The 15419-nt window shown below is 70.7% G+C and carries 13 protein-coding genes and 2 tRNA genes; 11 read left to right on the forward strand and 4 right to left on the reverse strand.

Features of this window, described 5'->3' with window-relative positions:
• The first annotated feature begins 159 nt into the window (after positions 1-159).
• The gene (locus tag AC07B0_RS31110) at positions 160-966 is read left to right on the forward strand and encodes an Fpg/Nei family DNA glycosylase (RefSeq protein WP_356873919.1); all 807 of its coding nucleotides are present in this window, start codon (positions 160-162) and stop codon (positions 964-966) included.
• Positions 967-1015: 49 nt separating this feature from the next.
• Here AC07B0_RS31110 and AC07B0_RS31115 read toward each other — a convergent pair whose 3' ends face one another.
• Positions 1016-2251: a GNAT family N-acetyltransferase gene (locus AC07B0_RS31115; protein ID WP_478899427.1), complete on the reverse strand. Its 1236-nt coding sequence runs from the start codon at positions 2249-2251 to the stop codon at positions 1016-1018.
• A gap of 116 nt (positions 2252-2367) precedes the next feature.
• On the opposite strand from AC07B0_RS31115, the gene AC07B0_RS31120 reads away from it, so the two are divergent.
• The 4 genes from AC07B0_RS31120 (at position 2368) to AC07B0_RS31135 (ending at position 5835) form a co-directional block, all read left to right on the forward strand.
• On the forward strand, positions 2368-3510 hold the full coding sequence (locus AC07B0_RS31120; protein ID WP_469380741.1) for a SpoIIE family protein phosphatase: 1143 nt from the start codon (positions 2368-2370) through the stop codon (positions 3508-3510).
• 135 nt (positions 3511-3645) lie between these two features.
• Positions 3646-5034 (forward strand): pyridoxal phosphate-dependent decarboxylase family protein, encoded by a 1389-nt coding sequence (locus tag AC07B0_RS31125; protein ID WP_469380743.1) that lies wholly within the window; start codon positions 3646-3648, stop codon positions 5032-5034.
• Entirely contained in the window at positions 5031-5486 is a 456-nt protein-coding gene (locus AC07B0_RS31130; protein WP_469380745.1) for an HD domain-containing protein, read from the forward strand. Before AC07B0_RS31125 ends, AC07B0_RS31130 begins: the two co-directional genes overlap by 4 nt.
• Before the next feature lie 154 nt (positions 5487-5640).
• On the forward strand, positions 5641-5835 hold the full coding sequence (locus tag AC07B0_RS31135; RefSeq protein ID WP_079426944.1) for a hypothetical protein: 195 nt from the start codon (positions 5641-5643) through the stop codon (positions 5833-5835).
• A 74-nt stretch (positions 5836-5909) separates the two neighbouring features.
• Here the strand turns inward: AC07B0_RS31135 and AC07B0_RS31140 are convergent.
• A tRNA-Gly gene (locus AC07B0_RS31140) sits at positions 5910-5980 on the reverse strand.
• Between the two features lie 178 nt (positions 5981-6158).
• Here AC07B0_RS31140 and AC07B0_RS31145 point away from each other — a divergent pair.
• The 5 genes from AC07B0_RS31145 (at position 6159) to clpX (ending at position 10866) form a co-directional block, all read left to right on the forward strand.
• Positions 6159-6235, forward strand: a tRNA-Pro gene (locus tag AC07B0_RS31145).
• Between the two features lie 177 nt (positions 6236-6412).
• A complete protein-coding gene (gene tig, locus AC07B0_RS31150) occupies positions 6413-7807 on the forward strand; it encodes a trigger factor (RefSeq protein WP_356873930.1) in 1395 nt (464 codons plus the stop codon).
• 275 nt (positions 7808-8082) lie between these two features.
• Complete coding sequence (locus AC07B0_RS31155) at positions 8083-8700, forward strand: ATP-dependent Clp protease proteolytic subunit (RefSeq protein WP_030649990.1); 618 nt, start codon at positions 8083-8085, stop codon at positions 8698-8700.
• A gap of 54 nt (positions 8701-8754) precedes the next feature.
• Positions 8755-9426, forward strand: a complete 672-nt coding sequence (locus AC07B0_RS31160; protein WP_356873932.1) for an ATP-dependent Clp protease proteolytic subunit — start codon at positions 8755-8757, stop codon at positions 9424-9426.
• A gap of 153 nt (positions 9427-9579) precedes the next feature.
• Positions 9580-10866: an ATP-dependent Clp protease ATP-binding subunit ClpX gene (clpX, locus tag AC07B0_RS31165; RefSeq protein WP_031145485.1), complete on the forward strand. Its 1287-nt coding sequence runs from the start codon at positions 9580-9582 to the stop codon at positions 10864-10866.
• 74 nt (positions 10867-10940) lie between these two features.
• Here clpX and AC07B0_RS31170 read toward each other — a convergent pair whose 3' ends face one another.
• Positions 10941-11891 carry a hypothetical protein gene (locus AC07B0_RS31170; RefSeq protein WP_356873934.1) on the reverse strand — a complete coding sequence of 317 codons (951 nt, stop codon included), beginning with the start codon at positions 11889-11891 and terminating at the stop codon, positions 10941-10943.
• Positions 11892-11984: 93 nt separating this feature from the next.
• Entirely contained in the window at positions 11985-12638 is a 654-nt protein-coding gene (locus AC07B0_RS31175; RefSeq protein ID WP_478899429.1) for a hypothetical protein, read from the reverse strand.
• Positions 12639-12738: 100 nt separating this feature from the next.
• On the opposite strand from AC07B0_RS31175, the gene AC07B0_RS31180 reads away from it, so the two are divergent.
• Positions 12739-15360, forward strand: coding sequence for a valine--tRNA ligase (locus AC07B0_RS31180; RefSeq protein WP_478899431.1), 2622 nt, complete (start codon positions 12739-12741; stop codon positions 15358-15360).
• The last annotated feature ends 59 nt before the right edge of the window (positions 15361-15419 follow it).

The raw sequence follows: 15419 nt of genomic DNA on the forward strand, positions 1-15419 counted from the left end.
GGGGGGGGGGGGGGGGGGTCTGAAAACTCTGTGTTTTGGGGCCCCCCCCGCCCCCCCCCCCCCCCCCGCCCGCCCCCCCCCACAACCCCCCCCCCCCCCCCCCCCCCCCCCCCCCCCCCCCCCCCCCCCACGGCCGAGTTCACGCCGAGGAGAACAGCCGTGCCCGAAGGGCATACGATCCACCGCCTCGCCCAGGACCACACGGAACGGTTCGCCGCCCGCCCGGTCCGGGTCAGCAGCCCCCAGGGCCGCTTCGCCGACAGCGCCGCCCTGCTCGACGGGCGCACCCTCGAAAGCGCCGAGGCACACGGCAAGCACCTCTTCCTCGAACTCGGCGACGCCTGGATCCACATCCACCTCGGCCTCTTCGGCAAGCTCGGCTTCGGCCCCGCCCCCGCCCCGCCGGCCACCGACACCGTCCGGCTGCGCCTGCTGAACGCCGACCACCACGCCGACCTGCGCGGCCCCACCGCCTGCGCGCTGATCGGCGAGGGCGAGAAGAAGGCGATACACGACCGGCTCGGCCCCGACCCGCTGCGCCCGGCCGACGACCCCGGCCGCGCCTGGGCCCGGATCTCCCGCTCCCGCACCACCATCGCGGCCCTGCTCATGGACCAGAAGGTCGTCGCCGGAGTCGGCAACGTCTACCGCGCCGAGGTCCTCTTCCGGCACGGCATCGACCCCTACCGGCTCGGCAAGGACCTCACCCGCGCCGAATGGGACGCGATGTGGACGGACCTCGCCGCCCTGATGCGCGAGGGCGTACGCCACAACCGCATCGACACCGTCCGCGACGAACACCTCCCCGAGGCCATGGGCCGCCCCCCGAGGGTGGACGACCACGGCGGCGAGGTGTACGTCTACCGCAGGGCGAACATGCCCTGCCACATCTGCGGGGGCGAGATCCGCACCGCCGGCCTCGCCGCCCGCAACCTCTTCTGGTGCCCTTCCTGCCAGCAGCGCTAGCCGACAGCGCCAGCTTCAGCGCCAGGGAGCGCCGGGGAGCGCCGTCCCACTAGAACCGGTGCGACAGCCAGGGCGCCACGTCCCCGGCGAAGGCCCGCGAGGCCTCCCGCAGCGCGCCCGGGCGCAGCTCGCGCACCCGGCCCGCCGCCGCCAGGGAGGTCAGGGTCACCCCGCCCAGGTACGCCGAGCCCAGCTCCCGCACGGACAGCTCCAGCTCCGCCGCGTCCCCGGTCCGGACGCACCGCACCGCACCCCGCGCGTCGGCCGTCAGCCGCCACCGGCCCGCGTTCCACGGGCAGAACGCGTCCTCGACCTCCACGACCACGTCCAGCGGAGCCCCGTACGTCCGCGCCTCCAGCGCCGCCCCCAGGTCCACCAGCCGCAGGTGCAGCGCGTCCCGGGTCCGGGTCCGGGTCCGTCGGATGTCGCTGACCAGGTGCAGCAGCGGATCGTCCACGGGCCGCCCGTACGCCCGCACGTGCCAGGTCAGGTCGATCTCGAAGAGGTAGCGCCACAGCGCCGCGTACGCCGTCGGGTCCGTCGCGTCGACGTCGTAGACCTCGACCTTGCCGTCCGAACCGGTCAGCTCCCAGTCCGGCCTGACCCGGTAGCGCGCGTACCCGACGACCTCGCCGTCCGCCGCCTCCGCCACCACGCACTTCAGCGGGGACGCGCCGTCGCGCCGCCCCGGCGGATCCAGCAGCGCCTGCCGCTCCCAGCCCGGCTGCCGGGCCGGCATCCCCGGCCGGGCCGCGACCAGCGCCGCGTAGACCCGCTCGCAGTCGGCCAGCGCCCTCTCCGGATCCACCAGCCGCAGCCGCACCCCGTCCGTCCCCGGCGGCACGGAGAGCCGTACCCGGGTCGTGTCCACGTCCACCGCGAGGGAGTACACGGCCGTCCCGTAGCCGAACCGCCCGTAGATCTCCGGCTCCGACGCCGTCAGCACGGCGATCGGTTCACCACCCGCACGGACATCGTCCAGCTGGCGGCGCATCAGCGAGGTCAGCACCCCGCGCCGGCGGTGCGTCGGCGCGACCCCGACCATCGTCACCCCGGCCGCCGGCACCACCGCGCCGCCCGGCACCGACAGCCGGAAGCTGAACGCCCCGGCCGAGCCCACGCACGTCGCGCCGTCCCACACCCCCAGCGAACGCCGGGGCTCGGTCAGGGACCGGTACAGGTCGCGCTCCTCCGGGGTCTCCGGCACGCCACCGAACGCCAGTTCCAGGTGGTCGTACCAGACATCCCACTCATCAGACTGCAATACGCGCGTAACAAGAGCCATGAGGCCATCCCTACCAGGGCGTTCCGGCCCGCACGAAGCGATTTTCCCCCGGAACGTGACCACCGTGCGGGGGTACCCCTGCGCGCACACAGCCAGGATGGATAGGGTCCCGGACAATGGCCGGAGCACGTGTGGAGACGCTCATGGCCCGGACGCGCATGCTGTCGCACCGGGCCCGCACCGCCCTGCGCAAATCCGCCGTCGACTACTTCCGCGGCGACGGATCCGACTGGCTCGCCTTCGGCGGACTGCTCCTGACCGTCCCCGCCATCGCCTGCGGCACCATCATGCTGCCGGTCTGGTTCTCGCCCTCCGCGCTCGTCCTGCCCATCGTCGCCGGCGGCCTGCTGCTGCGCCCCGCGAGCCTCCTCGCCCTGTACGCCGCGTCCGCCGCCGCCCTGATCGTCGAGGCCCTCGTCCTCGGCCCCTATACCCAGGGACCCGCCCGCGTCACCCCCGGCACCGTCCTCGTCGTCGCCGCCTGCGGATTCTTCGGACTGGTCATCGCCCAGTTCCGCAGCCGCGTCGGCGTGCCCTGGAGACGCGGCGGCACCATGCTCTTCGACCTGCGCGAACGCATCCGCGTCCAGAGCAAACTGCCCGCCCTGCCGCGCGGCTGGCACCGCGAGATGGCCCTGCGCCCGGCCGGCGGCCAGTCCTTCTCCGGGGACTTCGTCGTCGCGGCCAGGACGAACGGCGGCCGCACCCTGGAGATCGTCCTCACCGACGTCTCCGGCAAGGGCATGGAAGCCGGCTCCCGCGCCCTGCTGCTCTCCGGCGCGTTCGGCGGCCTCCTCGGCGCCCTGCCCCCGCACGGCTTCCTGCCCGCCGCCAACGGCTACCTGCTGCGCCAGGACTGGGACGAGGGCTTCGCCACGTCCATCCACCTCGTCCTCGACCTGGAGACCGGGGACTACGAACTCCTCTCCGCCGGCCACCTCCCCGCCCTCCAGCTCTCCGCCGGCACCGGCCGCTGGCGGGAGGTCTCCGGCGAGGGCCCCCTCCTCGGCGTCTACGACGGAGCCGATTTCGAGCCCGCCCGCGGCAACCTGCGCCGCGGCGACGTCCTCATGCTCTTCACCGACGGCCTCGTCGAGACCTCCGAACGCGAGATCAGCGAGGGCATCGACCGCCTCACCGGCGAAGCCGACCGCTACGTCGCCTCCGGCTGGGAGGGCGCCGCCTGGCACCTGATCGAAAAGGTCGCCAAGGACGTCAACGACGACCGCGCCCTCCTCCTCATCCGCCGCTCCCCCTGACGAAGCGGGCCCCGCGCCCCCGTCCCGCCGGGTCGCAGGCCCGGCCACGGACCGCCCGGGGCGAAGGCGCCCAGCTGGGCCAATCGGTCGGGATTGGCACGTTTTCCGACCGCCGGCCGGGGCTACCGTGCGCGCATGGACCGCAGTCTCGCCGGCGACCTCGCCCGCCTCCCCGACCTCCTCGACGCCACCCGCCGCGCCGCCGCCGAGGCCCTCGCGACCCTGGACGCGCGGCCCGTCGTACCGGCCGCCCCCGCCCCGCCCGCCCCCGAACCGCTCCCCGAGCACGGCGACGGCACCGAGCAGGCCCTCGCCGCGTTCCAGGACCGCTGGGCCCCGCGCCTGTCCGCCTCCGCCGGACCCCGCTACCTCGGCTTCGTCACCGGCGGGGCCACCCCCGCCGCGCTCGCCGGGGACTGGCTCACCGCCGCCCACGACCAGAACTCCAACTCCTCCTACGACGGCGCCGGCCAGCACCTCGAACGCGAGACCGTCGGCTGGCTCCGCGAGCTCTTCGGCCTCTCCGACGCCCACACCGGCACCTTCGTCAGCGGCGCCACCATGTCCAACACCACCGGCCTCGCGATCGCCCGCGAATGGCTCGGCGAACGCCTCGGCGTCTCCCCGGCCGAGGACGGCGCCGCCGCGCTCGGCCCCGTCCGGGTGCTCTCCGGCGCCCCGCACTCCTCCATCGCCAAGGCCCTCTCCGTCCTCGGCCTCGGCCGGTCCGCCCTCGTACGGGTCCCCACGCTGCCCGGCCGCGAGGCCGTCGACCCCGCCGCCCTGGAACGGGCCCTCGCCGACACCCCCGGCCCGGCCGTGGTCGTCGCCAACGCCGGAACCGTCAACACCGTCGACTTCGACGACCTCCGGGCCCTCGCCGCGCTCAAGGACCGCCACGACTTCTGGCTCCACACCGACGCCGCCTTCGGCGCCTTCGCTGCCCTCTCCCCGGAACACGCCCACCTCACCGACGGCCTCGACGCCTCCGACTCCCTCTGCGTCGACCTCCACAAGTGGCTCAACGTCCCCTACGACAGCGCCGTCCAGTTCACGCGCCGCCGCGACCTCCAGGCCCGCGTCTTCCAGAACGCCGCCGCCTACCTCGGCCCCCTCGGCGACCACCCCGACCTGGTCCACCTCACCCCCGAGAACTCCCACCGGCTGCGCGCCCTCGCCGCCTGGTTCACCCTGCGCGCCTACGGCCGCCGCGGCCACCGCGAGATCGTCGAACGCGACATCGCCTGCGCCCGCGCCCTCGGCGAACGCCTCGACCACGACCCGGCGTTCCGGCTCCTCGCCCCGGTCCGCCTCAACGTCGTCTGCTTCACCCTCGCCCAGGACCCCACCCCGGACCGCCTCACCGCCCTGCGGGAGGCCGTCGCCGCCGAGGTGTTCGTCACCCCCACCGTCTACGAGGGAACCCCCGCGCTCCGCGCCGCGTTCTCCAACTGGCGTACCACGCAGGCCGATGTGCGCCGGGCCGCCGAGGCCCTCCGTACGGCAGCGAAGGAGATCGCATGACCCGGGAGCCGCTGACCCTCATCGAGGTCGAGGCCCTGGCCCGCGAGGCGCACGAGGGCCAGACCGACAAGGCCGGCAGGCCTTACGCCGAGCACCTGGCGGCCGTCGCCGAGGGGGTCCGCCTGCGCGGCGGCAGCTCCGAACAGCAGGCGGCGGCCTGGCTCCACGACTCCGTCGAGGACGACGCCCTCAGCGCCGAGTGGCTCGCCTCCGCGGCCCTCCCGGACCCGGTCAAGGCCATGGTCCTGGCCCTCACCAAACGCCCCGGGGAGCCGCTGGAGGAGCACGCCGCCCGCATCCTGGCCACCCCCGGCGCCGTCCTGGTGAAGGAGGCCGACCTCGCGCACAACGCGGACCCCGTCCGTCTCTCCGTCCTGGACGGCCCCACCCGCGACCGGCTGTCCGCGAAGTACGCGTATGTCCGCTCTCTCCTCGGCATCACCACGCCTTGAGCGCCGCAACACGCCCACCTGGCGGCAAAGATGCGATGGCGATTCGTCACGAGACGGGTAGCAGGGGCCGGTTGGTGGGAGGATGGTGCGTGTGGGGGCGCGCCCGGCCGTGCACCCCGGGCCGACCAGGGGACGACCGAAGGTGTGATCAGTAGTGGCCATTTCGCTGTCAGTCGTGGTTCTGTTGGCGATCATCCTGGTGATCCTGATCCGCGGCAAGCACATGAAGGCCGGCCCCGCGATCGTCGCGGTCCTCTTCGGCTTCTTCCTCGCGTCCAGCTCCATCGCCCCGGACGTCAACCGCTTCCTGAACTCCCTCGCCGACACCATCGCCGGCATCAAGCTGTAGGACTCCGGAACCCCGGAAACGACTCAGGGCCAGGTCGGAGGAAACATCCTTCGACCTGGCCCTGAGCCATGAAGAGCGGGTGACGGGAATCGAACCCGCGTAGCTAGTTTGGAAGACTAGGGCTCTACCATTGAGCTACACCCGCAACGCGTGCGCCGCAGGTCCGGGGACCGCGGCACGGACAGCATCCTAGCGGGTCGCACCGGGGGAGTCACACCGCTTTCGCGGCCGGGTCGGGAGTCCCGCGTCGCGCGCGCGTCCGCCCGCAGGGAAAACGCGCGTGTCGGAGGGTCTCCGGGCATGTACCCTACGTGTCGCACCGACGGGGTGTGGCGCAGCTTGGTAGCGCGTCCGCTTTGGGAGCGGAAGGTCGTCGGTTCGAATCCGGCCACCCCGACCACGAGTACCGCCTCCGCGATGATCGCGGTGATGATCGCGTTGTGGGCTGATTGCCGCTTGCGGTTACTATGCAAGCTGCGTGCCCGTGTGTCTGATGTACCGGGCCGAAGTCCGCCGAACCGCTGAATCGCAGCGAGACGGCAGAACCCCCAGCAGTCAGCCACAAGGAGACCGAACCGTGAAGAGCGCCGTGGAGACCCTGAACCCGACTCGGGTTCGGCTCACTGTTGAGGTGCCCTTCGAGGAGCTCAAGGACAGCCTCGACGCGGCGTACAAGAAGATCAACCAGCAGGTCACGGTGAAGGGCTTCCGCAAGGGCAAGATCCCCGCCCGCGTCATCGACCAGCGCTTCGGCCGCGGTGCGGTGCTGGAGGAGGCCGTCAACGACGCCCTCCCGAAGTTCTACACCGAGGCGGTCAACGAGGCCGACCTGAACCCGCTGGGCCAGCCCGAGGTCGACATCAAGGAGCTGAAGGACGGCGAGCTGCTGTCCTTCACCGCCGAGGTGGACGTCCGCCCCGAGATCGAGATCCCGGACTACTCCGGCATCGAGGTCGAGGTCGACGCCGTAGAGGTGTCCGACGAGGACGTCGAGAAGTCGGTCGAGCAGCTGCGCGGCCGTTTCGCGTCCACCAAGGACGTCGAGCGCGCCGCCCAGGACGGCGACGTCGTCACGATCGACCTTGAGGCCAAGGTCGACGGTGAGGTGCTGGAGGACGGCGTCGCCAGCGACGTCTCCTACACCATCGGCTCCGGCGAGCTCCTCGACGGCATCGACGAGGCCGTCAAGGGCCTGGAGGCCGGTGGCGAGGCCACCTTCACCTCCCAGCTGAAGGGCGGCTCCGCCGAGGGCAAGGACGCCGAGGTCACCGTCAAGGTCACCAAGGTCTCCGCCCGCGAGCTGCCGGAGCTGGACGACGAGTTCGCCCAGATGGCGAGCGAGTTCGACACCCTCGACGAGCTCAAGGCGGACAGCCGCAAGCGCCTCGAGAACATGAAGCAGTACGACCAGGCCACGCAGGCCCAGGAGCGCGTCCTGGAGAAGCTGCTGGAGCTCGTCGAGGTCCCGATCCCCGAGAAGCTCCTCGCGGACGAGGTCCAGACCCGCAAGCACAACCTGGAGCACCACCAGCTCGGCCAGATGGGTCTGACCATCGAGAAGTACCTGGAGTTCCAGGGCAAGACGGTCGAGGAGTTCGACGCCGAGACCAGCGAGCAGGCCGTCAAGGGCATCAAGACCCAGTTCGTCCTGGACGCCCTGGTCAACAAGGAGAAGCTGGGCGTCAACCAGGAGGAGCTCACCGAGCACCTCATGCGCCGCGCGCAGTCCTCCGGCATGTCCCCCGACCAGTTCGCCCAGGCGGTCGTCGAGGGCGGCCAGGTCCCGATGCTGGTCGGCGAGGTCGCCCGCGGCAAGGCCCTCGCGGTCGTCGTCGAGGCCGCCAAGGTCACCGACACCAACGGTGAGGTCATCGACCTCTCCGACGACGAGGACGAGACCGAGGCCGCCCCGGCCGCGGCCGACGCCGACGTCGCGGCGGATGCCGAGCCGGCGGCCGACGAGGCCAAGTAACACCTTGGGCGCAGCCCATTGAGCAGTGCCGTGAAGGGCCCGGACGCAGCCGCGTCCGGGCCCTTCCGCACACCCGCCAAGAGGGGGCCGGACCTTGCGCTCCGAGCGAACAGTTCGGGAAGCGGGATGGCGTTGTCCTACCTGCGCGTTAGGGTCCATGAATACGAGGGCACGGGAGTACCCGAAGCCGGAGGGCATCGCCCCGCCGGTAGGTCCGCGCCCCAGAACGAGACGCTGAGACGGCATGTGGCCGTCGGAGACGAGCAGGTGGATACGTGACGAATCTGAAGCCTTACGCCGCGGGTGAGCCGTCCATCGGTGGCGGCCTCGGCGACCATGTCTACAACCGGCTGCTCGGCGAGCGCATCATCTTCCTCGGCCAGCAGGTCGACGACGACATCGCGAACAAGATCACGGCGCAGCTCCTGCTCCTGGCCGCCGAGCCGGAGAAGGACATCTACCTGTACATCAACAGCCCCGGTGGCTCGGTGACGGCCGGCATGGCCGTCTACGACACCATGCAGTACATCCCGAACGACGTCGTCACCATCGGTATGGGCATGGCGGCCTCCATGGGCCAGTTCCTGCTCACCGGCGGCGCCAAGGGCAAGCGCTTCGCCCTGCCGAACACCGACATCCTGATGCACCAGGGTTCCGCCGGCATCGGCGGCACCGCGTCCGACATCAAGATCCAGGCCCAGTACCTGCTGCGCACCAAGCAGCGCATGGCCGAGATCACCGCGTTCCACTCGGGTCAGACTGTCGAGGCGATCATCCGCGACGGTGACCGCGACCGTTGGTTCACCTCCGAAGAGGCCAAGGAGTACGGCCTCATCGACGAGATCATCTCGGCCGCGTCCAACGTTCCGGGCGGCGGCGGCACCGGGGCCTGATCCCCGCACCACCGTCACCAGCCAGCAGTCGACAGCCCGCAGAACGCCACCAGGATGGTGAAAACCTCGATGTACATGAACAACCTCTCTCCCGCGAGCGGCCTCCACAACGGTCCGCAGGTGGACAACCGCTACGTCATCCCGCGCTTCGTCGAGCGCACCTCGCAGGGCGTGCGCGAGTACGACCCGTACGCGAAGCTCTTCGAGGAGCGCGTGATCTTCCTCGGCGTGCAGATCGACGACGCGTCCGCGAACGACGTCATGGCGCAGCTGCTGTGCCTGGAGTCGATGGACCCGGACCGCGACATCTCGATCTACATCAACAGCCCGGGTGGTTCCTTCACCGCGCTGACCGCGATCTACGACACGATGCAGTTCGTGAAGCCGGACATCCAGACGGTCTGCATGGGCCAGGCGGCGTCCGCCGCCGCGGTCCTGCTCGCCGCCGGCACCCCCGGCAAGCGCATGGCGCTGCCGAACGCCCGCGTGCTGATCCACCAGCCCTCGGGCGGCACCGGCCGCGAGCAGCTCTCCGACCTGGAGATCGCGGCCAACGAGATCCTGCGCATGCGCGACCAGCTGGAGTCCATGCTGGCCAAGCACTCGACCACCCCGCTGGAGAAGATCCGCGAGGACATCGAGCGCGACAAGATCCTCACGGCCGAGGACGCTCTCGCGTACGGGCTGATCGACCAGATCATCTCGACCCGCAAGAGCTCGGCCTGATCCTTGCCGCCAGTTGGCGTGGCAGCGTCGTCGCATTCGGCGATGTGAACCACGTCAAGGGGGCCCCGCACGGGGCCCCCGGCAAGGTACCGTCGGATATGAGGCACCAGGAGCGCTGAACCAGGCGTCTCCCAGGCGAAGGGGAAGCACCTCGTGGCACGCATCGGTGACGGCGGCGACCTGCTCAAGTGCTCGTTCTGCGGAAAGAGCCAGAAGCAGGTGAAGAAGCTCATCGCAGGACCCGGTGTGTACATCTGCGACGAGTGCATCGACCTCTGCAACGAGATCATCGAAGAGGAACTCGCGGAGACCTCCGAGGTCCGGTGGGAGGAACTCCCCAAGCCCCGTGAGATCTACGAGTTCCTGGAGAGCTACGTCGTCGGCCAGGAGCCGGCGAAGAAGGCGCTCTCGGTAGCGGTCTACAACCACTACAAGCGGGTCCAGGCCGGCGAGAACGGCGGCGCGCAGGGCCGGGACGACGCGATCGAGCTCGCGAAGTCCAACATCCTGCTGCTGGGCCCCACGGGCTCCGGCAAGACCCTCCTCGCGCAGACGCTCGCGCGCATGCTGAACGTCCCGTTCGCCATCGCCGACGCGACGGCGCTGACGGAGGCCGGGTACGTCGGCGAGGACGTCGAGAACATCCTGCTGAAGCTGATCCAGGCGGCGGACTACGACGTCAAGAAGGCCGAGACCGGGATCATCTACATCGACGAGATCGACAAGGTCGCCCGCAAGAGCGAGAACCCGTCGATCACGCGCGACGTCAGCGGCGAGGGCGTGCAGCAGGCCCTGCTGAAGATCCTGGAAGGCACGACGGCCTCGGTGCCGCCGCAGGGCGGGCGCAAGCACCCGCACCAGGAGTTCATCCAGATCGACACGACGAACGTGCTCTTCATCGTGGGCGGCGCCTTCGCCGGCCTGGAGAAGATCATCGAGTCGCGTGCGGGTGCCAAGGGCATCGGCTTCGGGGCGACGATCCGCTCGAAGCGGGAGATCGAGGCGAGCGACCAGTTCCAGGAGGTCATGCCGGAGGACCTGGTGAAGTTCGGGATGATCCCCGAGTTCATCGGCCGCCTGCCCGTGCTGACCTCGGTGCACAACCTGGACCGCGAGGCGCTGCTCCAGATCCTCGTCGAGCCGCGGAACGCGCTGGTGAAGCAGTACCAGCGGCTGTTCGAACTCGACGGTGTCGAGCTGGACTTCGAGCGCGAAGCCCTCGAAGCCATCGCGGACCAGGCGATCCTCCGCCAGACCGGCGCGCGCGGCCTGCGCGCCATCATGGAAGAGGTCCTGATGTCGGTGATGTACGAGGTCCCGTCCCGCAAGGACGTGGCCCGCGTGGTCATCACCTCCGACGTGGTCCGCTCCAACGTCAACCCGACGCTGGTGCCGCGCATCGTCCCGAAGGACCAGGGCCCGCACGAGAAGTCGGCGTAGCCGCTGCCGCGGTCCGCACGTGAAAGGGGGCGCTCCCGTGGGGAGCGCCCCCTTTCCGATGTCCCGCGGGCCCGCTACTTCTTGACGCGGGCGGTGTTGTAGAGCTTCGCGGCCAGTTCGCCGTTCTGCTCCAGGGTGTAGCCCGGCTTTCCCGCGAACAGGGCGGCCACGTCGCTCGCCGTGACCACGCCCAGGGTGCTGTAGTCCCCCCAGATGCAGATCGGGAGGGTCGCCTCCTTGGGGCCCTTGGTGGTCGTGTCCTTCGAGACGAACTTGACCTCCTGGCACTTCATGACGGCGCCCTCGAAGCCTGCCGGGGTCACCGACTTGGGGCTGCCGATGAGTTCGGCCGACGACTTGCCGTCCTTGCCCATGTTCAGCTTCGCCATGGCGAAGTACCCGTCGACCGTCTTCTCGGGGTCCGCGATGTCGCCGTAGAGGCCGGAGAAGTTGAGGGCCTTGGCCGACATGGGGTTCGTCGGGTCACCCGACTGGTAGTTCATGCCCACCGAAGTGGCGTTCTTGATGCCGGCGGCCTCCGCCTCCTGGCGGTCCTTGTCGGTCATGTCCTTCTGCTGGTACTTCGGATCCTTCTTGAAGTCGTTCACCGTCTCCGGCGCGACCAGCTTGTAGCCCTTGGTGGCGTCGGAGACCGAGCCGCTCGAGCCGCTGCCCAGGAAGTACCAGCCGCCGCCCGCGATGACCGCCACTGCCACGACGACGCCGATGATGACGCCGGCCTTGGACTTCTTCGGGGGGTTCTGCGGGGGCATGCCGCCGTACGGGGGCTGGCCCTGGGGCTGCTGGTAGCCGTACGCGGGGGGCTGCTGGGGGTAGCCGGGCTGCTGGCCGTAGGCCGGGGGCTGCTGCGGGTAGCCCGGCGGGGGCGGGGCCTGCTGCGGGTAGCCGTAGCCCGGCTGCGGGGCGGGCTGGCCGTACGGGCCGGGCGGCGGCGGGGGCTGCTGCCCGTAGGGCCCCGGCTGCTGAGGCTGCTGGCCGTACGGCCCCGGCTGGTTGAAACTCATCCCGCGTCCCCCTGTGAGGTTTGCTTATCCGTTCCTCACATCCTGTCTGAAGCGGGGCCCGGCCGGGGCATCGGGGTCCCAGGCGTTACCGAACTACGACGCCGCCGGGACCTCCACGGCCTCCCGCAGCGCATGCGCGCGTTCCGCCAGGGCCGCGATCGTGACGGGCCCGTTCTCCACCGTGACGGTGACCGTGACCAGGGAACTGTGGTCGGCCCACATGCACAGCGACAGCGCGGCGCCCTCAAGTGTCAGCGGCCCGCAGCGCAGCGCACCGCCCTCGGGCTTGCCGGCGTCGTGCTCCGTGACGTCCGCCTCCTTGACACCCATGGAGGTGAGCCCGGTCGTGAGCGCCGCCCCTGGGTCCTCGTCGGCGAAGCTCCCGGCCGCGCCGCTGACGACCAGCTGGGCGGTGCCCGCCTGGTCGGCGTACACCACGGACACCGGCACCGTGCCCTTCCTCGGCGTCCCCTGCCCCTGCTTGACGGCGTCCACGCGCGGGCCGGACTCCTGCAGCGCCAGGCCCTGGAAGGAGGCCGGCGGGACCAGCCGGTAGCGCCCGGCTTCGGCGGGGCCGTCGTCGAGCAGCGCCCCCATCGCCGCCCGGCCGGCGGTCACCGCCGCGACGGTGGCCAACAGCCCGCCCACGGCGAACAGGAGGCGCCTGCCCTTGGACGGGGCGGCCCGGCCGGTCGGCGGGTACGGCGTGGGCTGCCCCTGGGCGGGCGGCTGCGTGATCTCGTTCATGAGGGGCATCAGGCGGGCCCGCGGGGACCGGGGTCAACGGCGGTGCCCCATTGTGGAATGGATTCGTGACGCGGGCGGTGGCCCCCTTATCCTGTGCCCCGTGACTGAGACCACGCAGACACCCAGTGCCCCCAACTCCGAACTGCCGACCCAGTACGCGCCGGCCGAGGTAGAGGGGAAGCTGTACGAGCGCTGGGTGGAGCGCGGTTACTTCACGGCGGACGCGGCGAGCGAGAAGCCGTCGTACACCATCGTCATCCCCCCGCCGAATGTCACGGGTTCCCTGCACCTGGGGCACGCATTCCAGCACACGCTCATGGATGCCCTGACCCGCCGCAAGCGGATGCAGGGCTTCGAGTCGCTGTGGCTGCCCGGCATGGACCACGCGGGCATCGCCACCCAGATCAAGGTCGAGCAGCAGCTCGGCGAGGAGGGCAAGTCCCGCCACGACCTGGGCCGCGAGGAGTTCGTCGAGCGGGTCTGGCAGTGGAAGGACGAGTGCGGCGGCAAGATCCTCGGCCAGATGCGCCGTCTCGGCGACGGCGTCGACTGGAGCCGTGAGCGCTTCACCATGGACGAGGGCCTGTCCAAGGCCGTCCAGACGATCTTCAAGAAGCTCTACGACGACGAGCTGATCTACCGCGCCGAGCGCATCATCAACTGGTGCCCCCGTTGTCTGACGGCCATCTCCGACATAGAGGTGGAGCACCAGGAGGATGCGGGCGAGCTCGTCTCGATCAAGTACGGCGAGGGCGAGGACACCCTGGTCGTCGCCACCACGCGTGCCGAAACGATGCTCGGTGACACGGCCATCGCCGTCCACCCGGATGACGAGCGGTACAAGCACCTGGTCGGCAAGCTGATCAAGCTGCCGCTGACCGACCGCTCGATCCCGGTTGTCGCCGACACGCACGTCGACCCGGAGTTCGGCACCGGCTGCGTCAAGGTGACCCCGGCCCACGACCCGAACGACTTCGCCATCGGGCAGCGCCACGGCCTGCCCAACATGACGATCATGGACGAGCGCGGTGTCATCACCGTCCACGGCCCCTTCCTCGGTCTCGACCGGTTCGAAGCGCGGTCCGCGGTCGTCGGCGCCCTGCGCGAGCAGGGCCGGATCGTCGCCGAGAAGCGCCCCTACCTGCACTCCGTGGGGCACTGCTCGCGCTGCCGCGCGACCATCGAGCCCCGTCTGTCGCTGCAGTGGTGGGTCAAGGTCGAGACCCTCGCCAAGGCCGCCGGTGACGCGGTCCGCGACGGCCGGGTCGAGATCCACCCCGAGGAGATGTCGAAGCGCTACTTCGACTGGGTCGACAACCTCAACGACTGGTGCATCTCGCGCCAGCTGTGGTGGGGCCACCGCATCCCCGTCTGGCACGGCCCGGATGGCGAGGTCGTCTGCGTCGGACCCGACGACGAGGCGCCGACGGGCGAGGGGTGGACGCAGGACACCGACGTCCTCGACACCTGGTTCTCGTCCGGCCTGTGGCCGTTCTCGACGCTCGGCTGGCCCGAGAAGACGCCGGACCTGGAAAAGTTCTACTCCACCGATGTCCTGGTCACCGGCCACGACATCATCTTCTTCTGGGTCGCCCGGATGATGATGTTCGGCCTGTACGCCATGGACGGCGAGCCCCCGTTCAAGACGATCGCCCTGACGGGCCTGGTCCGCGACGAGCGCGGCAAGAAGATGTCGAAGTCCTTCGGCAACGTCGTGGACCCGCTGGAGTGGATGGACAAGTACGGCTCCGACGCCGTCCGCTTCACCCTGGCCCGCGGCGCCAACCCTGGCGTCGACGTCCCGATCGGTGAGGACTGGGTCCAGGCCTCCCGCAACTTCGCCAACAAGATCTGGAACGCCACGCGCTTCGCGCTGATGAACGGCGCCACCATCGAGGGCGAGCTGCCGGCCCCCGAGGCGATGTCGGCGACCGACCGCTGGATCCTGTCGCGGCTCAACAAGACCGTGGCCGAGGTCGACGCGTACTACGAGGACTACCAGTTCTCGAAGCTGTCGGACTCGCTCTACCACTTCGCGTGGGACGAGGTCTTCAGCTGGTACGTCGAGCTGTCGAAGACGACCTTCTTCGCGGGCGGCGACCAGGCCAAGGTTTCCGGCCGGGTCCTGGGCGAGGTCCTCGACGTCATGCTGCGGCTGCTGCACCCGGTGGTCCCCTTCGTCACCGAGACGCTGTGGACCACGCTCACCGGGCGCGAGTCCCTCGTCATCGCCGACTGGCCGACGGACAGCGGCTTCCGCGACGAGGCCGCCGAGGCCGAGATCCTCCAGGTCCAGGCCGTGGTCACCGAGGTCCGCCGGTTCCGCAAGGAGCAGGGCCTCCAGGACGGCCAGAAGGTTCCGGCCCGCCTGGACCTGTCCGGTACCGCGCTCGCCGCGCACGAGGGCGCCATCCGGCAGCTGCTGCGCCTCCAGCCGGAGGGCGACTCCTTCAGCGCCACCGCGACCCTCCCCGTCGCCGGTGCCACCGTCGCGCTGGACCTGTCGGGCACCATCGACGTGCCCGCCGAGCGCAAGCGCCTGACGAAGGACCTGGGCGCCGCCGAGAAGGAGAAGCAGCAGGCCGAGGCGAAGCTCGGGAACGAGGCGTTCATCGCCAAGGCCCCCGACAACGTCGTGGACAAGATCAAGGGCCGGCTGGCCAAGGCCGAGGCCGACATCGCCCGGCTCCAGGCCCAGCTGGACGCGCTGCCCGCGGCGTAACCGCGAGCGAGGGGCCCCCGTACGGCTGTCCGGCCGTACGGGGGCCTTCCGCGTACCCG

Source organism: Streptomyces sp. NPDC044704 (genome assembly GCF_056433525.1).